Genomic DNA, 20,148 nt, shown 5'->3' with positions numbered 1-20,148 from the left:
CGTTGCGCATCCGTCGAATTTCGCCCCGCTGGTTCTGGCCCGCGCACAGGCGCGGGTCGCCGCTGCGGCCGCCCGACAGACGAGGCGGGCCGATGTCCCGGGTTGCGCTATTCGCAGGGCCAGGCCGCGCGGTCTTGCGGCATGGCGGGCGAGCGCAATTCGTCCCCCGGCCCGATGCCCAGGGTCGCGGCCATGCCGCCATTGATCTCCAGCACGGCGAGGCCCGGCGCCTCGGACAGGATCGGCGTCTCGTCGAGCGGCACCGCCTCGGCGTGGACGTTGATGACGGTGCCGGTCTCGTCCAGGAAGATCATGTCGAGCGGGATCAGCGTGTTGCGCATCCAGAACGCCAGCCGCTGCTGGCGAGGATAGACGAAGAGCATGCCCGCCATGCGCGCCATCTCCTCCCGGAACATCAGGCCGCGCGCCTGCTCCTCGGGCGTCAGCGCAAGCTCAACGCGGAAGCGGACCGTGCCGAAATCTCCGCGCAAATCGACGCGGCCCGGGTCGCAGGCGGCAAGGGCCGGTCCCGAGATCGCGACGGCCAGCGCGGCCGCGATCACTCGATGAAGTATTCCCATCTCCGCACCTCCAGGGCCAGCTTTCCGCGCGCGCCGTCCACGGCGCGCAGGCAGACTGCCTCCCCGGGGGCGAGGTCCGCAAGGCCGAAGCGGCGCAGAACCTCGATATGGATGAACACGTCCTCGGTCCGGCCGAACACATTGGCGAAGCCGAAGCCCTTGGCCTTGTCGAACCACTTCACCCGCGCCGGCAGGTAGGGCAGCGAATCGTCGATCGGCTGAAGGTAGTCCGGGATCGGCCCGTCCTTGGGCAGGTCGGCGGTGATGTCCGGCTCTTCGATCTCCAGCACCTCGGTGGCCTGAAGACCGCGCTCGCTGCGCTGAACGCGCAAGGCGACGCCGCTCCCGTCTCCGATGGAGCCCTGCCCGAAGTTACGAAGGACATTGATATGCAGCAAAATGTCGCGATCGACCGCCGGCGAGACCACGAAGCCGAACCCGCGCGCCGCATCGAACCACTTTACATGGCCATGGATGACATCTTCGTCACCTGCATTCCAATTTGGGCGCGTAGAATCCGTCACTTACTTTTTCCCGAAGTCCAGATACCGAGAGCTCGCTTTAACTCAGCGACGAATTACCGACCAAGCCTTGTTAACTACGCCGGTGTACCAACGAAACAAGCGACAATGTGCCTGACGCGGCGTCTTTGGTTTATTTTTGTGACACTATCGGCAGGAGATCGCCAATCCTACGGATAGAGCCGCATTGTTGTCCATCCGGCCGCTTCCTTCGTCCAACGGAAGCGGTCGTGCAACCGGAATCGGCCGTCCGCCCAGAACTCGATTTCAACCGGCCGGATACGGAATCCGCCCCAGAAAGACGGCCGTGCGGGATCGGGTCCCTTCTGCGCCGTGACTTTCGCCACCTCCGCCATCAAAGTGCCACGTCCCGCCAACGGCCTCGATTGCTGCGAGGCCCAGGCGCCCAGCCGGGACTGGAGGCTGCGCGATTTGTAGTAGGCATCCGCCTGGGCGTCCTCGACCCGCTCGACGGGCCCGCGCACCCGGATCTGTCGACGCAGGGACTTCCAGTGCATCACGAAGGCCGCCTGAGGGTTGGCGGCCAGCTCCTGGCCCTTCTTACCCTCGAAATTCGTGTAGAAGACGAAGGCATCCGCCTCGATCTCCTTGAGCAGCACCATACGGACATTGGGCAAGCCAGATTCGTCGGAGGTGGCCAGCGCGATGGCGTTCGCATCCTCCGGCTCGGTCTTCTCGGCCTCGGCCAGCCAGTCGCGCGCCAGGGCGAACGGGTCGTCGCCCGCGAATATTCCGGTCCTGTCAGTCATTCGCGCCCCCTTCTTGCCGCATCCCCGCCAATCGCCTAAAGCCCTGAGCGACGCAAGCGGAGGGCTGACATGTCGGGCATCATGGCGGGCAAGCGGGGGCTCATCATGGGTCTCGCGAACGACAAATCCATCGCCTGGGGCATCGCCAAGGCCTGCGCCGAGCAAGGCGCGGAGCTGGCATTCAGCTATCAGGGCGACGCGCTGCTCAAGCGGGTGAAACCGCTGGCGGAAAAGGTTGGCTCCGAGATCGTGCTGCCCTGCGACGTTGCCGAGGGCGCCTCGATCGACGCGCTCTTCGACAGTCTGCGCGAGCATTGGGACCGGCTCGACTTCGTGGTCCACGCGATCGGATTTTCGGACAAGTCGGAACTGCGCGGGCGCTATCTGGATACGTCGCTCGATAACTTCCTGATGACGATGAACATCTCGGTCTATTCCTTCACCGCCGTGATGCAGCGCGCCGAAAAGATGATGACCGAAGGCGGGTCGGCCCTGACCCTGACCTATTACGGCGCCGAGAAGGTCATGCCCCATTACAACGTGATGGGTCTGGCGAAGGCCGCGCTGGAATCCTCGGTGCAGTATCTCGCCGAAGATCTGGGCCGCGACGGCATCCGCGTAAACGCGATCTCGGCGGGCACGATCAAGACGCTGGCCGCCTCGGGCATCGGCGATTTCCGCTACATCCTGAAGTGGAACGAGAACAATGCTCCGTTGCGCCGCACCGTCACCATCGACGAGGTGGGCGCCTCGGCGATGTATTTGCTGTCGGATCTGAGTTCCGCCGTGACCGGCACGATCCACCATGTGGATTCGGGCTATCACGTCATCGGCATGAAGAATCCGGAGGCGCCGGACATGACGCTGGAGAAGAAGGACGGCTGATGGAGCCTCTCGGTCTCGGCACGCTCCTCGCGTTCAACGCCGCGCTGCTGGTCGCGGTGCTGGGTCCGGGTCCCGCCTTCGTGCTCTGCGTGCAGGCCTCGCTCCGCGGCGGGCGGCGCGAAGGAGTGCTGACCGGCGCGGGGCTCGCGGTGATGGCCGGGCTCTGGACGCTGGCCGCGCTGCTGGGGCTGGAGACGCTCTTTACCGTCGTGCCGGCCGCTTACACGGTGCTCAAGATCGGCGGCGCGCTGCTGGTCCTGGCCTTCGCGATCTACACTTGGCGGACGGCGCTCGCGCCGGTCGATGCGACCCCGCCGATCTCGTCGCATCGCGCCTTCCTGCGGGGCTTCGCGCTCAACCTCGGCAATCCGAAGTCGATCCTCTTCTCGGCCGGCGTGCTGCTGGTGATCTTTCCGCCGGGCCTGTCCGCCGCGGCCATGACCGCGATCACGCTGAACCACATCGCGCTCGAAATGGTGGTCTATGGCCTCCTCGCGACGCTTCTCAGCCGGCCGGCCGTCCAGGCCCGCTACCTGGCCTACAAGCCTGCCATCTCCCGCGTGACCGCGCTGGTGTTGGGCGGGCTCGGCCTGCGGCTCCTCACAACTTCCTGATCTAGGAGGCCCCGATGGCCACGCAGCTTCCCCACGAGAAAGGCTTCCACATCAGCTGGGACCAGATCCACCGCGACAGCCGCGCGCTGGCCTGGCGGCTGGACGGGCGCGGGCCGGATAACGGCGCGTGGAAGGCGATCGTGGCCGTGACCCGCGGCGGCATGGCGCCCGCCATGATCGTCGCGCGGGAGCTCGACATCCGCCTCGTCGACACGATCTCGATCAAGTCCTACGACCACCAGACCCAAGGCGAGGCGCAGGTCCTCTCCAAGCCCGACGAGGGGATGGTCGGCGACGGCACGGGAATCCTGGTGATCGACGATCTGGTGGACAGCGGCAAAACGCTGGAAGTCATCCGCAAGATGTATCCCAAGGCGCATTTCGCCACCGTCTACGCCAAGCCCAAGGGCGAGCCGATGGTCGATACCTTCATCACCGGGGTGAGCCAGGACACCTGGATCTTCTTCCCCTGGGACATGGCGCTGCAATATGTAGAGCCCTATCGCGGCACCACCTGAGACAGGGGGCGGGACGACCCCCGCCCTACGCGCATCGGAGATCAAGGGCGCCCTGAGCGGGGGGAGCGGGGCCTCGTAGGGCGGGGATCTCCCCGCCTACCCCCGCAGCGCAAGCCGCAGCCCTATCCCGTCCCGCGCGCGGACCGTCAGATGCGCGACCGGCACCGGCGGCGGCCCCTCGGGCGCGACTTCGAAGGCCGAGACCAGCCGTGCCAGCAGCAGAACCCCTTCGGCCATCGCGAAGCCGGCCCCCGGACAGACCCGAGGCCCGGCGCTGAATGGCAGGTAAGCCGTGCGCTGGCTGTCGACGGTTTCGCTCCGCCCCCAGCGCCCGGGGTCGAAGCTGTCCGGGTCTGCCCAGAGGCGCGTGTGCCGATGCAGATGCCAGGGGCTTAGCACGCATTGCGCCCCCTTCGGCGCGACGCGGCCACGGAAGGTCTCGGGCCGGGTCGTCTCCCGCACCATCATCGGCACGGGAGGATAGAGCCGCAGCGTCTCGCGGAAGACATCGCGGGTGAAGGCAAAGCGGGACAGGTCCGAAAACGCGAGACCCGCCCAGTCGACCCCCTGCCCCTCCGCCGCGACCCGCGCCTGCGCCTCCGGGTGCGTCGCCAGCAGGTAGAGCGCCCAGGCCAGCGCCGAGGCGCTGGTCTCGTGCCCGGCGAGGAAGAAGATCGCCACCTGATCCACCATCTCCGCCGCGTCAAAGCGGTGGCCCGTCTCCGGGTCAGGATAGGTCATGATCTTGGTGGCGAGGTCGTCCGGCGCTGCCCCGCGGGCGATTTCGTCCGCGCGTCGGTCCACCAACGCGGCGATGGCCCCGCGAATGGCGCGCGCGGCCGCGCGCGTGCGGCGGCGGTGCGGGCGAGGCAACCAGCGGGGCAGCGGGATCAGGGCAGCCAGGTTCAGCAGGGGCTGGCTGCGCTGATAGGCGCGGAACTCGCGGAAGACCTGCGCCGCGAGCCTGTCCTCGATCGGCACCGAAAAGAGCGTGCGGAAGATGACATCGGCGGCGGCGTAGCTGGCCGCCTCTTCGATCTCGATGGGCCCCGCGGGCAAGCGCGCGATCATGGCCTCGGCCGCATCCCGCATGGCCGGGAACGCCTCCCTCAGGCGCCCGCGACCGAAGGCCGGGTCGATGATGCGGCGCTGGCGCTTCCATTCCGCGCCATTGGTGACGAAGACGGACCGGCCGAGCAGGGGGGCCAGCCCCTCGCGAATACGGTCCGACTTGGGAAAGTCGTCGGGCCGCTCCTTCAGGACCAGGTCCAAGAGCGCCGGATCGTTCATCATGTAGCTGCGAAAGAAGGGCGTTCGAAACTCCGCCATCCAGGCCCCATAAAGCCGTGCCGGTTGCGCCGACAGGATATCGGCGCGGAACCGCCGCCCGTAGTCGAGCAACCCGACCCGGTCCGGCCGGGACACGGGCTTGGGCGGAATCATGCGGCGTGGCTCGTGTACCGGTTGATCGGCGCGGTGAGGCGTGACGGACTCGGCTTGCGGCCCGAAAAGCGATCGCCCAGCCTCTGCGGCCCCGCGGTGATGCGGAAATAGTCGTAATCGCCCGGTCGGTCGAAGGCGCAAAGATACTGGAAATGCAGACGGAACCAGCGGCGACGCAGTTGCGCCCAACGCTCGGGCGAGAGCGTCTTCGTGAAGGCCGCCGAGATCACCAGCGGCCAGCGTTGTCCCTCGGGAGCCACGCCCGACACCGCGACCGGATCGCAGAGCGCAAAGGCGCAGCCATCGCCCGGCGCGGTCACGTCGATCCAGGCGATCCGGTCCTGCGCGCCCATCAGGTGCAGGTCCGCGCGCAGCCGCCCGGCCTCGGGCAGGAAGCTGACCATCGGGACGACATGTCCCAGCGTCAGCAGCGCACAGCGCCCCTCGGGCACCCGATCCGCACGGATCAGGTCCGCGAGGACCGAGATCGCGAGATGCGCGCCCGAGGAATGGCCGACGATCAGCACTTCGTCCCAATCCGCGCCGAGCGCCTCGGCGATGCGGTCGCCGAAGACGGCCATGCGCGCCTCCAGCTCCGGCGGGTTGGCGCCGCGCAGGCGGGCCGAAAAGGCGTAATCGTGCATCAGGTAATGGGCGAAGACCTTGGAATCCTTGGCCTTGAACCAGCGAAGCAGCCCATAGCCCCCCGCCGCCCCAGCCACGAGCCCAAGCAACGCCCCGCCCCCCCCGAACCCGGCCCCGATGCGGACGGCCAGCCCCACAACCGCCAGCGCGGCCAGCGCCTGAAGCAGCAGGAACACAACCGGATAGAGCGCCGCGATCACCGGCCCCTTGCGCAGTTTGGCCAGCCGCCAGAGCGCGCCCGAGGCGATATAGGTCCAGGCGGTGCGGAACAGCGCGGCATAAGTCGCCCACAGCGTCCCAGACATGGAGTCCGACACGATATCGGACCAGACCAGCACCTCCACATGCGCTTCGGTCCGCGCGCCTTCCATCTCCGTCTCGACCACCCAGGAATAGGGGCCCGCGCCCTTCCTCTGCGAGATCGTGTAGCCCGATATCGCGGCCTGAGCGGCTCCTTCCTTGCGGTAGAGTTCCCGGTAGCGGCGGGGGTGGAACGGGTCGTATCCCGGGATATAGAGGACGCGACGGCGCGTGACGGTCATGGCTAGCCCTTTCGCGCGCGATCCTGCCACGGCCCCGCGGCGAAATTAAGGAGTTCACAATGGACCCCGACCTTGAGGTCGACGCGCTCGGCCTGCTTTGCCCCCTGCCGGTGCTGCGCCTGCGCAAACGGATGCAGAGCTTGCCCAAGGGCGCCCGCGTGGATCTGCTGGCCGACGACCCGGCCGCACATGTGGACGTGCCGCATTTCTGCGCCGAGGCCGGGCACGAATTCCTCGGCGTCGAGGGTCACAGATTCGCTTTGAGGAAGGGTTAAGGCCGCCCCGAGCGGACAGGTCACCGCCCCTAAGCTCTCCGAACCGCTCGCCTTTTCTTCCCTGCTCAAATATCCCGGGGGTCCGGGGGCTGGCCCCCGGTCCCGCCCGTCCGGCAGGCGCCGCCGTCAGCCCGGACCCCGACCGATTAAGCCGCCCCTATTCGTCCACCAACTGGAACAGATGGGGCACCGCCGGACAGGGAGTCAGCTCATTGCGGACCACATCGGACAGGCGTGTCTGGTGCAAGAACACATAGACATGCGCCGAGAGCGACTCCCATAGCCTGTTCGTCATGGACTGCGCGCGCGAGCCGGAGACGCCGCCCTTCGCGCCCGCGCCCGGCTGCATCGCGCTGACGGTCTCGTCGACCGCCTCCAGGATGTCGGAGACGCGGATCTCCGTGGCGGGCCGTGCCAGGCGATACCCGCCCCCGGGGCCGCGGACCGAGGTGACCAGATCCGCCCGCCGCAACTTGACGAAGAGCTGCTCCAGATAAGGCAGCGAGATGTCCTGGCGGGCGGAGACCTCGGCCAAGGCCGAGAGCTTGCCTTCGGGCTGCATCGCCAGATCGGCCAAGGCGACCATGGCATAGCGCCCCTTGGTGCTCAGCTTCATGGCGCCCTCCCAATTGACGTTCTCGCTCCTCGCGCTTACCTCTGGCAGGCCGCGCTCGGCAAGACTTTGCCACGCCGCACCCAGACGAACCCCGCACGAGGAGCAACGATGCCCGAAGTGATCTTCCCCGGCCCGGACGGCCGCCTCGAAGGCCGCTACCACCCGCAGAAGGTCAAGGACGCGCCCATCGCGATCGTCCTGCATCCGCATCCGCAATTCGGCGGGACGATGAACAACCGCGTGGTCTACAACCTCCACTACGCCTTCCACTCTCTGGGCTTCACGGTCCTGCGCTTCAACTTCCGCGGCGTGGGCCGCAGCCAGGGTGAATACGACCAAGGCATCGGAGAACTGTCGGATGCGGCTGCGGCGCTCGACTATCTCCAGTCAATGAACCCGAATTCCAAGCATTGCTGGGTCGCGGGCTTCTCCTTCGGGGCCTGGATCGGGATGCAGCTGCTGATGCGGCGGCCCGAATTCACCGGCTTCGTCTCGGTTTCGCCGCCTGCGGACCGCTACGATTTCAGCTTCCTCGCCCCCTGCCCCTCCTCCGGCCTGATCATCAACGGCAGCGCCGACCGCGTGGCGCCGCCAGCGGACACCACCGCGCTGGTCAACAAGCTGCACGAGCAGAAGGGCATCACCATCACCCACAAGGAGATGGATGGCGCGGGCCACTTCTTCGAAGATCCGATGATGGATCCGATGATCGAAGAGGTGAAGCAGTATGTATCTCGCCGGCTTACGGAGACCACGCGCTGAGCGGGGCTTGCACCCGGTGGAGAGACCGCTAGCCTCCTCCGGTATCCGGAGGACGCCATGGGCATAGCCGAAGAGACCGCCGACAAACTGGCCGCCGCCGTGATCGCCCATATCGAGGCGACGGGCGACGAGGACATCATCACGTTGATCTCCAAGTCGCTGGGCGACAGTTCCCAGACCTTGCAGGAGGCGTTCGTGACCTCGGTGCGGGTGCAGCGGGCCGCGATCCGGGCCAATCAGATGCTGGCCGCGCGCGCGGAGGAGATTGCTCGGCGCCCGGCCGACGAGCCGGCCAAGCCGGCGGCCGCGCCACAGCCGACCATCCCGCCCGAGCCGGAGGCGGAGGCGGAGCACGAGCAGGCGGCTTCACCCGAAGCAGACGCAGAGGCCGCGGAGGCGACGGAGGCCGAAGCCCCCAAAACCACCCGGGCCGCGCAGCGCGCCCGCGAATTGCTGGAGCGCCGCAAGGCCGAACGCGAAGCCGCCGAAGAGGCCCGCCGCGCCGAGGCCGATGGCGCCGCCCGCCGCGGACGCCGCGCCGTGCCCGAGGTCAAGTCCGATCCCCGCCTTGGCTGACGGAACCGATCCGCTGGATGCGCGCATGGCCTTCCTCATGGAGGCCGGGCGCCTGACGGCAGTGGAGCGCGCCACCTGGACCGTCGACGGCGCGCGGATGGAGAACTCGGCCGAGCATTCCTGGCATCTCGCGCTCTTCGCGATGACCCTGTCCGACGAGGCGCCCGAGGGGGTCTCGATCGACCGCGTCATCCGGATGCTGCTGCTTCATGACCTCGTGGAGATCGACTCGGGCGACCTGCCCTTCTTCGCGGACGGGGCCGAGGATAGCGCGGCGCAGGCCGCGGCCGAGACCCGCGCCGCCGACCGCATCTTCGGCCTGCTGCCGCCCGATCAGGGCGCGGCCTTCCGCGCGCTGTGGGACGAGTTCGAGGCCAACGAGACGCTCGATGCCCGCTTCGCCAAGGCATTGGACCGATTCCAGCCGCCCAATCTCAACCTTGCGACCGGCGGCGGGTCCTGGACGACCTACAACGTGGACGCGGAGATGGTCCGCAGGCGGGTCGGCACCCGCATATCGAACGGCGCGCCGAGTCTCTGGGCGTGGCTCTCGCCCCGAATTGCGCGTTTTTTCACCAAAGACTGAACCAATCTGACGCAAACGCATCGGAAACGTCCCCGGAACGTGACCGGCTGATGGCATCGCCTCTGAGCCGTCAACGGAACGGGTTCCATCACCCGGATTGCTCCGACCTGGCGGGCCAATCGCCTGACGACAAACCCTTACTCCGCCCCGCCCGCGTCAAGCGGGTCTCATCTAAATACGCTGGGTCATCGAGAGGTGGCCCCTTCACCCGCCCTCTAGTGCCTGCAACGTATGGCGAGGGTGGCAGGCCCGGCCAAGGTTACGGCCGGGCCGCTTTCATTTTCGGTATGCCATCGCATACGACACTGGAACCACGGCTCGGCCTGCGCTAGACGCGCAATCAGAACACCGGACCGGAGGCCCACACATGACCAAGATCAAGGTAGAGAACCCCGTCGTCGAGCTCGACGGCGACGAGATGACCCGCATCATCTGGCAGTTCATCAAGGACAAGCTGATCCTGCCCTATCTCGACGTGGACCTGCTCTACTACGATCTCGGCATCGAGTCGCGGGACGCGACCGACGACCAGATCACCATCGACGCCGCCGAGAAGATCAAGGAGATCGGCGTCGGCGTGAAATGCGCCACGATCACGCCCGACGAGGCCCGCGTTGAAGAGTTCGGCCTCAAGAAGATGTGGCGCAGCCCGAACGGTACGATCCGCAACATCCTGGGCGGCGTCGTCTTCCGCGAGCCGATCATCTGCAAGAACGTGCCGCGCCTCGTCCCTGGCTGGACCCAGCCTATCGTCATCGGCCGCCACGCTTTCGGCGATCAGTATCGCGCCACCGACATGAAATTCCCCGGCCCGGGCACGCTGTCGATGAAGTTCGTCGGCGAGGACGGCACCGTCGAGGAGCACGAGGTCTTCAAGGCCCCCTCCTCGGGCGTGTTCATGTCGATGTACAACCTCGACCAGTCGATCATGGATTTCGCGCGCGCGTCGTTCAATTACGGCCTGCAGCGCGGCTATCCCGTCTACCTGTCCACCAAGAACACGATCCTGAAGCAGTATGACGGCCAGTTCATGATCCTGTTCCAGAAGGTCTTCGACGAAGAATTCGCGGATAAGTTCAAGGAAGCCGGCCTCACCTACGAGCACCGCCTGATCGACGACATGGTCGCCTCGGCGATGAAGTGGTCCGGCGGCTATGTCTGGGCCTGTAAGAACTATGACGGCGACGTGCAGTCCGACACGGTCGCGCAGGGCTTCGGCTCGCTGGGCCTGATGACCTCGGCGCTGATGACGCCCGACGGCAAGATCGTGGAGGCCGAGGCCGCCCACGGCACCGTCACCCGCCACTACCGCCAGCACCAGGCCGGCAAGGAGACCTCGACCAACTCCATCGCGTCGATCTTCGCCTGGACGGGCGGGCTCAAGCACCGCGCCAAGCTGGATGACAACGCCCAGCTGATGACCTTTGCCCAGACGCTGGAAAAGGTCGTCGTGGACACGGTCGAGAGCGGGTTCATGACCAAGGACCTCGCCCTGCTGGTCGGCCCCGATCAGAAGTGGCTCACCACGATGGGCTTCCTCGAGAAGGTCGACGAGAACCTCCAGGCCGCGCTCTGAGCCGACCCGGTGCGGGCGCCTTCGGGCGTCCGCACCGCTTCGGATCAGCCCCTGCGGCGCCGCAGCAGGACCGCCGCGCCAAGCGCACCGAGGAGCAGCACCCCGCCCGCCGGGAGCGGCACCTCCGCCGGGGGCGTGAATTCGATGGACAGGCTCGGCGCATTATACGTCGTGTTCTCCGAGGACGCGAAGTTGATCGTCGCGAAATTCGCTGTCGAAGACCGAACCGTCAGGAAACCCGTCGTGAGTGCGCCCTGCACTGCCTGCGACAGCAGCGAGGCACTCACCTCGAGCCGGTCGCCGGCCGTCACCTCGGTGCGCGGCCGCGTCACGTCGTAGAATCGCGAGGCGGTCGCGGCGTAATCGCTCGTATCGATGATGCCGTCGCCACCGAACGCATCCAAGCGGAGCGCGAAATCGCTAACCGTATTCGTTGGGGTGCCGGTGAAGGTCGCCCCGAACGTCGCCGCTCCGATCGTAGAGCCGGCCGCGATGCCGCTGAGATCGAAGATGAAGAAACCGCGACCGTCGTTGGTGGCGCCGGATCGCAGGGTGGTGACCGTCGGATCCGTTTCGTTGATGGCCGTGCCGTTGATGTTGACACGCATCGAACCGTCTGCGGTCGGAGAGAGCGAAAGCGTCGCAGCCTGCGCGCCGACAGAGCCGGCGACGAACGCGACAATAGCTGCAAATCGCAAGAGCATGGTTCCTCCCCAAAAACCTATCCCCAAATTAGGGACAATTAGGCGCAAAAGGGCAAGCTTTTTGGGACACAGGAGCGCGCTGGACTTCCGCGCCCCCCAAGACTAGCCCACAGCGATGACCGCCAAGCAGCCCGCCCAGGACCAGGGCGCCGCAGACCTCCCCCCCTCCCTGGCGCATACGGCGCTAGAGGATGCGCAGTCCCTCGTGCTGGGCGCGGCGCTCTGCGCGCTCGGGGTCCATCTGCTGCGGGCCGATGGCCTGATCACCGGCCAGACCGCGGGGCTCGGCGTGCTCCTAAGCTACCTCTCCGGCGGGTCTTTCGGCTTGTGGTTCTTCCTGCTCAACCTGCCCTTCTACATCCTGGGCTGGCTCCGTCTCGGACCGCGTTTCGTCGCCAAGACGGTCATCGCGGTCACACTCGTCTCGGTCTTCTCCTCAGCGCTCCCCGCGGTGCTGATCATCGAAAGCCTGTCGCCCTGGGTGGCCTCGGCCCTGGCGGGCAGCGTGATCGGCGTGGGGCTGCTGGTGATCTTTCGCCATGGCGCATCGCTGGGCGGCATCGGCATCCTGGCGCTCTGGTTGCAGGAACGGGCGGGGATTCGCGCGGGCTGGGTGCAGTTGGGATTCGACGCGGCCCTCTTCGCGGTGGCCCTCCTGGTCCTCGACCCCTGGCTGGTCGCCGCGTCGCTGCTCGGCGCGGTGATCGTGAACCTGATTGTCGCGGTGAACCATCGCCACGACCGCTATATCGGACGCTGACATGCCCTGGCTCTATCTCGTTCTTGCGATCCTGGCCGAGACCGTCGGGACCTCGGCCCTCAAGCTCTCCGAAGGTTTCACCCGCCTCGTCCCATCGGTCGTGACCGCCCTCGCCTATGCGGTCTCCTTCTACCTGCTCGCGCAGGTGCTGCGGACGATCCCTGTGGGCATCGCCTATGCGATCTGGTCGGGCCTGGGGATCGTCTTCATAGCGACGATCGGGTGGCTCTGGTTCGGTCAGCGGCTGGATGCGCCGGCAATGATCGGCCTGGTCCTGATTATTGCGGGGATCGTGGTGATGCAGGTCTTTTCGAACACGACTGGGCACTGAGGGGCGACCGGGCATTTACGCCGCGCCGCGCTCCGGCGCCAGGCGGCATGGCGGGGCCGGTCAGGCCCCGGCAATCACCGCTTCGACCGCGGCGAGCGCCGCATCGGCCTGGGCAATATCCGCCCCGCCACCTTGCGCCATCTCGGGCCGTCCACCGCCGCCCCGCCCGCCGAGCGCCTCGACCGCGGCCTTGACGAGATCGACGGCGCTCACACGGTCGGTCAGGTCCTTGGTCACGCCCACGGCGACGGCCGGCTTGGCGCCCGTATCCGCGATGAGCGCCACGATACCGGAGCCCAGCGACTGCTTCTGCTGATCGATCAGCGGCCCCAGATCCTTGCCCGAGACCCCCGAGACAACCTTGAGAACGGCCTTCATGCCGTTGATTTCCTTGACCTCGGAGCCGGAGCCCATGGCCGCCTCACGACGCAGCCTGGCGACCTCGGCCTGCAAGGCGCGGCGCTCTTCCAAAAGCCCGCGGACCCGGTCGCCGACTTCCTCAGGCTGCGCCTTGAAGAGATTGGCAAGTTCCGCCATCCGATGGTCCTGCGCGCGCAGATAGTCCATCGCGGGCTGGCCGGTCAGCGCCTCGATCCGGCGCACCCCGGCGCTAGAGGCCTGATCCCCAAGCGCCACGAACGCGCCGATCTCACCGGTCCGGGCCACATGGGTGCCGCCGCAAAGCTCGATCGAATAGGTCGCCCCATCGGTCCCCTTGCCGGAGCCTTCGGCACGGCCCATGGACACGACCCGCACCTCGTCGCCATATTTCTCACCGAAGAGCGCCTGCGCCCCCAGATCCCGCGCCGCGTCGGGCTCCATGATCCGCGTGGAGACCTCGGAGTTCTGGCGAATGTAGCGGTTCACATCCGCCTCGACCCGCGCCAGTTCCTCGGACGTCAGCGCGTTCCCGTGGCTGAAATCAAAGCGCAAGCGGTCCTCGGCATTGAGAGAGCCGCGCTGCGCCACATGGTCGCCGAGCGCCGAGCGCAGCGCCTCATGCAGAAGATGCGTGGCCGAGTGGTTCGCGCGGATCGCGCTTCGCCGGGCGTGATCCACCTCCATCTTAGCGGTCTGCCCAGCCACGACCTCGCCGCTTTCGACCTCGGCCATGTGCAGGAAAAGACCGGCCACCTTCTTGGTGTCGGTCACGCGGAGCACCGCCTCCCCGACGCGAATGCGACCGGTATCGCCGACCTGACCGCCGGCCTCGGCATAAAACGGCGTCTGGTTCACGATCACGGTCACAGTCTCGCCGGCGGAAGCGAATTCGACCTCGGCCCCGTCCCGGACGAGCGCGATGATATGCCCCTCGGCCTGTTCCGTGTCGTAGCCAAGGAACTCCGTCGTGCCGTGGCGGTCCGCAAGGTCGAGCCAGATCGCCGCATCCGCCTGTTCCCCCGATCCGGACCATGCCGCCCGGGCGCGGGCCTTCTGCTCGGCCATGGCGGCCTCGAAGCCGGCCAGATCGACCTTCAACCCCTTCTCGCGCAGAGCGTCCTGCGTCAGGTCCAGCGGGAACCCATAGGTGTCGTAGAGCTTGAACGCCGCCTCACCCGGCAGCGTGCCCCCATCCGGAAGGCGCGCAACCTCGTCCTCCAACAGGCGCAAGCCACGGTCCAGCGTGCTGCGGAACCGCTCCTCCTCGCCACGGAGAGTTTCCTCGATCAGCGGCTGCGCCCGCCGCAACTCACCGTAATGCCCCCCCATCTGATGCACCAGCGCAGGGACGAGGCGGTGCATGACCGGCTCGGACGCGCCAGCCTGATGCGCGTGGCGCATCGCCCGCCGCATGATGCGGCGCAGCACGTAGCCGCGGCCCTCGTTCGACGGCATCACCCCGTCCGCGATCAGGAAACCGGTCGCCCGCAGGTGATCCGCGATGACCCGGTGATGCACGTTCGTGGGCCCATCGGGATCTGTGCGGATGGCCTGCGCACTGGCTTCGATGAGCGCCCGCATCAGGTCGGTATCATAATTGTCGTGCTTGCCCTGCAGAAGCGCGCCAATCCGCTCCAGCCCCATGCCGGTATCGATGGACTGCATGTCGAGCGGCTCCAGCCGGCCGTCGGCGAACTGCTCGTTCTGCATGAAAACGAGGTTCCAGATCTCGATGAACCGGTCGCCATCTTCCTCGGGGCTGCCCGGCGGGCCGCCCGGGATCTGGTCGCCGTGATCGTAGAAGATCTCCGTACAAGGGCCACAAGGTCCGGTCGGGCCCATCCGCCAAAAATTGTCGTCCGAGGCGATCCGAATGATCCGGTCGTCCGGCAAGCCGGCGACCTTCTTCCAGATGGCGTGGGCCTCGTCGTCGGTATGGTAGATCGTGACCAGCAGACGGGACGGATCGATCCCGAACTCCTTGGTGATCAGCTCCCAGGCGAAGGCGATCGCGTCGTCCTTGAAGTAATCCCCGAAGCTGAAATTACCCAGCATTTCAAAGAACGTATGATGCCGCGCGGTGTAGCCGACATTGTCGAGATCGTTGTGCTTGCCGCCCGCGCGGACGCATTTCTGCGCCGTGGTCGCGCGGACGTAATCGCGCGTCTCCTGACCGGTGAAGAGGTTCTTGAACTGCACCATGCCCGAATTGGTGAACATCAATGTCGGGTCGTTGCGCGGAACCAAGGGAGAGCTGTCGACCTTGGCGTGGCCCTTCGCCTCAAAATAATCGAGGAAAGTCGTGCGGATGTCGTTCAGGCTGGGCATCGGTCCGGGATCCTTGGGAGTGCGACCGGCTTGTTAACGTCGGCATTCCACGCTGTCGAGTGGGTCCGGGATAGGCGCCGCCCGATAGAAGTGCGGCGCCAAGGAGGGGCGCCGCTCTCGTTTCAATCGTCCAGATCGGCTTGCGGGCGTCGCGATCCGCTCAGACGGCAACAGGCCGGACGCCCGATCTCCTACTCGTCGAAGATCTCATCCTTGTCTGACGCGCTCATCTGAAATTCCAGACCATGCGCCGCACGGATCTTGTCCTCGATCTCGAGCGCGACTTGAGGATTATCGCGCAGGAATTGCTTCGAGTTCTCCCGGCCCTGACCAATGCGCTCGTCGCCATAGCTGAACCATGCGCCGGACTTGTCGACCACGCCGGCCTTCACCCCGAGATCCAGCAGTTCGCCCATCTTGGAGATGCCCTCGCCATACATGATGTCGAACTCAACCTGCTTGAACGGCGGGGCGACCTTGTTCTTGACGACCTTCACGCGCGTCGCGTTGCCCACGACCTCATCGCGGTCCTTGATCGCGCCAATGCGCCTGATGTCGAGACGCACGGAGGCATAGAACTTCAACGCATTGCCGCCCGTCGTCGTCTCGGGCGAGCCGAACATGACGCCGATCTTCATCCGGATTTGGTTGATAAAGATGACCATGCAGTTCGACCGGTTGATCGATCCGGTCAGCTTGCGCATCGCCTGGCTCATCAGCCGTGCATGCACACCGACAGAACTGTCGCCCATATCGCCCTCGAGCTCCGACTTGGGCGTCAGCGCCGCCACCGAGTCGACTACCACGAGGCTAACGGCCCCCGACCGCACGAGCGTGTCGACGATCTCCAACGCCTGCTCACCGGTATCGGGCTGGGAAATCAGCAGCTCATCGAGATCGACCCCCAACTTGCGCGCATATTGGGGATCCAGCGCATGCTCCGCATCGACGAAGGCGCAGACGCCGCCTTTCTTCTGCTCCTCCGCGACCGCATGCAGGGTCAGCGTCGTCTTACCGGAGCTCTCCGGCCCGTAGATCTCGATGATGCGCCCCTTGGGCAGGCCGCCGATGCCCAGCGCGATATCCAGCCCGAGGGAGCCGGTCGAGGTCGCCTCGATATCCGGCATCTGGTTGTCGCCGCCGAGCTTCATGATGGAGCCCTTGCCGAACTGCCGCTCGATCTGCGCCAGCGCGCTATCGAGGGCCTTCTGCTTGTCGGCCTTCTTTTTGTCAGCCATGTCGAGGAGGTTCGTCGTTGCCATCTGATCCGCCCTTGTTACATGCTGCCGCCAAAGCGGCAATCGCGGTTTTGTTCATATCTTGTTCTTGCGCCTGTTATGGTACAAAGGTGGAACATAGGCAAGCACATTCAACTCCACCGATTTTGTAGGAAGGTGGTTAATCAATCGTTATCGAGCGAGGGCTGATGCTGGTCTTCTGGAAGGCGCGCTTTGTATTGCTCGCGGTGCCCAAGACCGGGACGACCGCGCTTGAGGCCGCCTTGGCGCCGCGGGCGGATGCGGCGATCCTCAACCCGCCGGGACTCAAGCACTGTGGCGTGGCGAAGTATCGGCGCGACCTTGCCCCCTTCTTCGAGCAGCGCGGCCGCCGCCCATTGGAGCTGGTCGCGGTGATGCGCGAGCCCGTCTCCTGGCTTGGAAGCTGGTTTCGCTATCGGAGCCGGCCTGGTTTGGCAGGGCAGCCGAACTCGACCGAGGACATGGATTTCGCCGGGTTCGTCGATGCCTATCTCTCGAAGCAGCCGCCCCCCTTCGCCAAGATCGGGTCGCAGGCGCGCATGCTCGCGGGTGGGGTGGATCACCTGTTTCGATACGACCGGCCGGAGCAGCTCTACCGTTTTCTGGAAGACCGGATCGGGCCCCTGCCCGAGATCGAGCTACGCAATAGCTCTCCGGCTCGGCCCGTGGATCTCGACGACATACGGCGGCGGCGGCTTGAAATCGAACGGGCCGACGATTTCGATCTGTGGCGGAGCCTTGCGGCACCGTGACCGGCGGTCCGGTCAGTGCAAAACGTTTTCGACGGTGCGGGTCAGGTCCGAAAGGGAGAAGGGCTTGGGCAAGAAGACGGAGTTCGGGACAGGCGAGTCCTTTTCCAGGAGCGTTTCCTGCATGTAGCCGGACATGAACACGGTGCGGACGGTCGGGCGATTCTTGAGCGCCTCTCGAACCCAACTCGGCCCGTCCATCCCCGGCATCATCACGTCCGTTACGAAGAGATCGACCACGAGCCCCTCGTCACGCAGCGCGTCGAGCGCGTCCTCCGCGTTGGCGGCTTCCAGAACCGTATAGCCCCGAAGGCGGAGGGCCCGAGACGCGAACGCCCGCACCGGGGCCTCATCCTCGACGAGAAGCACGACCGGACGGCTGGGCCCGGCGGACGCGGCGTCCTCGGCCTGCGAGTCCGCGCCATGGCGGGTCGGCCCATCTGCCTGATCGTCGAGCCCTGCCCCGCTCGAGGAGGCAGGAGGGCCGAGCGCGGAACGGTCTGCCTCCGACGTCTGAGATATGCACGTTTCCTTGGAAAGAAGAGAGGCGATGGCCATCTCCGCTGAGACACCGTTGGTCCGCAAGGCAGAGGCTTCGGACCGGTCCCCCGCGGCGGAGATCGCCGCCGCCATCGCTACCGACGGCGTGTCCGTCATCTCCCCTCGCTGCGCGGCAACGGCGCGTTCGGAGGCGGCCGCAGGGTGATCCGCGGAATTGACCGACGAGAGAGAGGCCAAACCGGCTTGCACCTCGATCGCCGCGGCAGGCTCCGGATTGGGGGCAAGGGCCGGTGTGGTAATGGCCGGTTGGAGCCGCTGCCGGTTGTCCCGCCGCGTCTCGGCCGGGAAATACAGGCGGAACGTCGCCCCCACTCCGGTCGTGCTATCGGCAAAGATGAACCCGCCGGATTGTTTGACGATACCGTAAGCCATCGAGAGGCCGAGGCCGGTCCCCTCCCCTGGCCGCTTGGTGGTGAAGAAAGGCTCGAAGATCCGGCGCAGCATGTCGGGGGGGATGCCGTTGCCCTCGTCGCTGACGGTAACGACGACGTAATCCCCCGGCGGGACCGTCGCGCGATCACGGGTGAGCGGCTCGTCCAGCGTGACGCAGCGCGTCTCGATCCGAATGGTGCCGCCATCGGGCATCGCGTCCCGCGCGTTCACGACCAGGTTCATCAGAACCTGCTCCAACTGACGCCGATCGCCGCGGATCGGCACGAGCCCGGGGTCGTGGTCGAGCTCCAACGTCACGCGCTCGCCCACAAGACGGTTCAGCAGATGTGCCAGGTCGCTGAGCGTGTCCCGCAGATCGATCTGCTGCATCTCCAGCGTCTGCTTGCGGGAAAATGCCAGAAGTTGTCCGACCAGTGCGGCGGCGCGGTTCGCGTTCTGGGTGATCTGCGTGAGGTCGGCGTAATCCTCGTCCCCCTCGCCGTGACGCAGCAGCAGCAGATCGCAATGGCCCGAGATCGCGGTCAGCAGGTTATTGAAGTCATGGGCGACCCCGCCGGCAAGCTGTCCGATTGCCTGCATCTTCTGGCTCTGAACGAATTGCGCCTCCATCGTCTTGAGCTCGGTCGCGTCGTTCAAAACCGCCAGGAGCCCGTCCTTTTCGCCCTCCAGCGGGCGGGCGAGGGTGATCTGGAGAAAGGACTCGGCATCCGCATCGGAGACGCGCACCACTTCGGGCCGGTAGAGACCCCGCCCCGCGACCGCATCCTCGACCCAATCGCGCACGGATCGGCCCAGCCCCTCCACCACCGAGGCGAGGTGAATGCCGCTTTCCAGCGTCGCGCGGGGCAGAAGATCCCGCGCGGGCCGGTTGGCGAAGACGATCTCCCCGTCGCCATTCAGGCGCAGCAGGGCGACCGGCAGCGCGTCGAGCGAGACCCGGCCGTCGGCCGGCTCGTCCACGGGGAGGACGAACACCTCCTGCCGGCCGTTCACCGGTTCCGACAGGACGAGGCGCACGGTCTCCCAGCCGGCCTTGCCGCGAAGCCGGTTCATCTGGCCGCTGCGCAGCGGCGTCTCGTCGAAGACATCCTCGATCGACTTGGCGCGTTTGCCGACCATGCCGCGCAAAACGCCGTTCATGTAGAGAATCGTCCCGGAGGAGCCGAAGGTTAGAATCGGCAGCCCGTTCCCATCCGCCGCCCGGGGCGCGCGGTCCACCAAATCCTCGAGTCGCCACAGAAAACCGCCGGGAATGCGATGGACCGCGACACGGACATGGCCGCGTCGCGTGACCACGTCCTCGCGCGCGCTGTCGGACATTTCGGCCATGGCGCGCAGACGGTGCACGACCGCGTCCGGGTTGGCGAAGAGCGTCTCGAAGGCCCGCACCATAGTCGCGCCGTCGCGGCGACCGAAGCGATCCAGGGCCGCGCGGTTCTGGGCAAAGATCGCCCCATCCGGATCGGTGCAGAAGCCCGGCGCACTGTCGTGCTGGAGAAAGTCCATGACCACCTCCAGCCGGTGCCGCTCGGAGCGGCGCGACAATAAATCAACCAGATGAAGGCCGAGCACGACCACGACGATCGCCGCGGCCGCCGCCGCGAGCACGGCCTGAATCTGTGCCGCATCCGCCGTCCAGGCCCCGAGCCCGGCGGCGGCCGCGGCCATCAGCAACACCGCAGACCGGATCAGCGTGCGACGCGTCCTCGTGGCCGATTCATGCAACTGGTGGGCCCCCGGGAACATGCCGCAGCACGTCCCTTCTCACTCGA

Annotated in this window: 21 protein-coding genes; 11 read left to right on the top strand and 10 right to left on the bottom strand. The window is 66.4% G+C overall.

The window, feature by feature from the left end; genetic code table 11:
- Positions 1–107: 107 nt before the first annotated feature.
- From DTQ71_RS10845 to pdxH, 3 genes are all read right to left on the bottom strand, one after another.
- The gene (locus tag DTQ71_RS10845; protein WP_109564317.1) at positions 108–581 is read right to left on the bottom strand and encodes a DUF192 domain-containing protein; all 474 of its coding nucleotides are present in this window, start codon (positions 579–581) and stop codon (positions 108–110) included.
- Positions 560–1,105 (bottom strand): cold-shock protein, encoded by a 546-nt coding sequence (locus DTQ71_RS10840; RefSeq protein ID WP_109564316.1) that lies wholly within the window; start codon positions 1,103–1,105, stop codon positions 560–562. Before DTQ71_RS10840 ends, DTQ71_RS10845 begins: the two co-directional genes overlap by 22 nt.
- 167 nt (positions 1,106–1,272) lie before the next feature.
- Positions 1,273–1,872, bottom strand: a complete 600-nt coding sequence (pdxH, locus tag DTQ71_RS10835; protein ID WP_109564315.1) for a pyridoxamine 5'-phosphate oxidase — start codon at positions 1,870–1,872, stop codon at positions 1,273–1,275.
- Positions 1,873–1,941: 69 nt separating this feature from the next.
- Between pdxH and fabI the strand changes: the two genes are divergently transcribed.
- From fabI to gpt, 3 genes are read left to right on the top strand one after another with little or no spacing between them, the layout of a single operon-like run.
- On the top strand, positions 1,942–2,757 hold the full coding sequence (gene fabI / locus DTQ71_RS10830; protein ID WP_109564314.1) for an enoyl-ACP reductase FabI: 816 nt from the start codon (positions 1,942–1,944) through the stop codon (positions 2,755–2,757).
- Entirely contained in the window at positions 2,757–3,371 is a 615-nt protein-coding gene (locus DTQ71_RS10825) for a LysE family translocator (protein ID WP_109564313.1), read from the top strand. Before fabI ends, DTQ71_RS10825 begins: the two co-directional genes overlap by 1 nt.
- Positions 3,372–3,385: 14 nt before the next feature.
- Complete coding sequence (gene gpt, locus DTQ71_RS10820) at positions 3,386–3,889, top strand: xanthine phosphoribosyltransferase (RefSeq protein ID WP_109564312.1); 504 nt, start codon at positions 3,386–3,388, stop codon at positions 3,887–3,889.
- Positions 3,890–3,985: 96 nt separating this feature from the next.
- On the opposite strand, the gene DTQ71_RS10815 is transcribed toward gpt, so the two are convergent.
- Together DTQ71_RS10815 and DTQ71_RS10810 are read right to left on the bottom strand one after the other, a co-directional pair.
- The gene (locus DTQ71_RS10815; protein ID WP_109564311.1) at positions 3,986–5,332 is read right to left on the bottom strand and encodes a cytochrome P450; all 1,347 of its coding nucleotides are present in this window, start codon (positions 5,330–5,332) and stop codon (positions 3,986–3,988) included.
- Positions 5,329–6,519 (bottom strand): hypothetical protein, encoded by a 1,191-nt coding sequence (locus tag DTQ71_RS10810; RefSeq protein ID WP_109564310.1) that lies wholly within the window; start codon positions 6,517–6,519, stop codon positions 5,329–5,331. Before DTQ71_RS10810 ends, DTQ71_RS10815 begins: the two co-directional genes overlap by 4 nt.
- Before the next feature lie 59 nt (positions 6,520–6,578).
- Here DTQ71_RS10810 and DTQ71_RS10805 point away from each other — a divergent pair, with 59 nt between their 5' ends.
- A complete protein-coding gene (locus tag DTQ71_RS10805; RefSeq protein ID WP_109564309.1) occupies positions 6,579–6,794 on the top strand; it encodes a sulfurtransferase TusA family protein in 216 nt (71 codons plus the stop codon).
- Between the two features lie 157 nt (positions 6,795–6,951).
- Here DTQ71_RS10805 and iscR read toward each other — a convergent pair whose 3' ends face one another.
- Positions 6,952–7,410, bottom strand: a complete 459-nt coding sequence (iscR, locus tag DTQ71_RS10800) for a Fe-S cluster assembly transcriptional regulator IscR (RefSeq protein ID WP_109564308.1) — start codon at positions 7,408–7,410, stop codon at positions 6,952–6,954.
- A 108-nt stretch (positions 7,411–7,518) separates the two neighbouring features.
- Here iscR and DTQ71_RS10795 point away from each other — a divergent pair, with 108 nt between their 5' ends.
- From DTQ71_RS10795 to DTQ71_RS10780, 4 genes are all read left to right on the top strand, one after another.
- Entirely contained in the window at positions 7,519–8,172 is a 654-nt protein-coding gene (locus tag DTQ71_RS10795) for an alpha/beta hydrolase (RefSeq protein WP_109564307.1), read from the top strand.
- A gap of 57 nt (positions 8,173–8,229) precedes the next feature.
- Positions 8,230–8,748 carry a hypothetical protein gene (locus DTQ71_RS23775; protein ID WP_174900358.1) on the top strand — a complete coding sequence of 173 codons (519 nt, stop codon included), beginning with the start codon at positions 8,230–8,232 and terminating at the stop codon, positions 8,746–8,748.
- Complete coding sequence (locus DTQ71_RS10785; RefSeq protein ID WP_342768119.1) at positions 8,741–9,334, top strand: HD domain-containing protein; 594 nt, start codon at positions 8,741–8,743, stop codon at positions 9,332–9,334. Before DTQ71_RS23775 ends, DTQ71_RS10785 begins: the two co-directional genes overlap by 8 nt.
- A 367-nt stretch (positions 9,335–9,701) precedes the next feature.
- Positions 9,702–10,910, top strand: a complete 1,209-nt coding sequence (locus DTQ71_RS10780) for an NADP-dependent isocitrate dehydrogenase (protein WP_109564305.1) — start codon at positions 9,702–9,704, stop codon at positions 10,908–10,910.
- 44 nt (positions 10,911–10,954) lie between these two features.
- Here the strand turns inward: DTQ71_RS10780 and DTQ71_RS10775 are convergent, their stop codons facing one another.
- Positions 10,955–11,614: a VPLPA-CTERM sorting domain-containing protein gene (locus DTQ71_RS10775; RefSeq protein WP_109564304.1), complete on the bottom strand. Its 660-nt coding sequence runs from the start codon at positions 11,612–11,614 to the stop codon at positions 10,955–10,957.
- A 115-nt stretch (positions 11,615–11,729) separates the two neighbouring features.
- Here DTQ71_RS10775 and DTQ71_RS10770 point away from each other — a divergent pair, with 115 nt between their 5' ends.
- Complete coding sequence (locus DTQ71_RS10770; RefSeq protein WP_109564303.1) at positions 11,730–12,374, top strand: YitT family protein; 645 nt, start codon at positions 11,730–11,732, stop codon at positions 12,372–12,374.
- A 1-nt stretch (position 12,375) separates the two neighbouring features.
- Positions 12,376–12,705, top strand: coding sequence for a DMT family transporter (locus DTQ71_RS10765; RefSeq protein ID WP_109564302.1), 330 nt, complete (start codon positions 12,376–12,378; stop codon positions 12,703–12,705).
- 60 nt (positions 12,706–12,765) lie between these two features.
- Here DTQ71_RS10765 and alaS read toward each other — a convergent pair whose 3' ends face one another.
- Complete coding sequence (alaS, locus tag DTQ71_RS10760) at positions 12,766–15,414, bottom strand: alanine--tRNA ligase (RefSeq protein WP_109564301.1); 2,649 nt, start codon at positions 15,412–15,414, stop codon at positions 12,766–12,768.
- A 191-nt stretch (positions 15,415–15,605) separates the two neighbouring features.
- Positions 15,606–16,676, bottom strand: coding sequence for a recombinase RecA (gene recA, locus DTQ71_RS10755; RefSeq protein WP_109564300.1), 1,071 nt, complete (start codon positions 16,674–16,676; stop codon positions 15,606–15,608).
- A gap of 164 nt (positions 16,677–16,840) precedes the next feature.
- Here recA and DTQ71_RS10750 point away from each other — a divergent pair, with 164 nt between their 5' ends.
- Positions 16,841–17,425, top strand: a complete 585-nt coding sequence (locus DTQ71_RS10750) for a gamma-glutamyl kinase (protein ID WP_109564299.1) — start codon at positions 16,841–16,843, stop codon at positions 17,423–17,425.
- 12 nt (positions 17,426–17,437) lie between these two features.
- On the opposite strand, the gene DTQ71_RS24265 is transcribed toward DTQ71_RS10750, so the two are convergent.
- Positions 17,438–20,044, bottom strand: a complete 2,607-nt coding sequence (locus DTQ71_RS24265) for a hybrid sensor histidine kinase/response regulator (protein ID WP_245947424.1) — start codon at positions 20,042–20,044, stop codon at positions 17,438–17,440.
- Between the last annotated feature and the right edge of the window lie 104 nt (positions 20,045–20,148).

It is taken from the genome of Jannaschia seohaensis (genome assembly GCF_900116765.1).
GTDB classification, from domain to species: domain Bacteria; phylum Pseudomonadota; class Alphaproteobacteria; order Rhodobacterales; family Rhodobacteraceae; genus Jannaschia; species Jannaschia seohaensis.
This window is presented reverse-complemented; position numbering and strand designations above follow the sequence as displayed.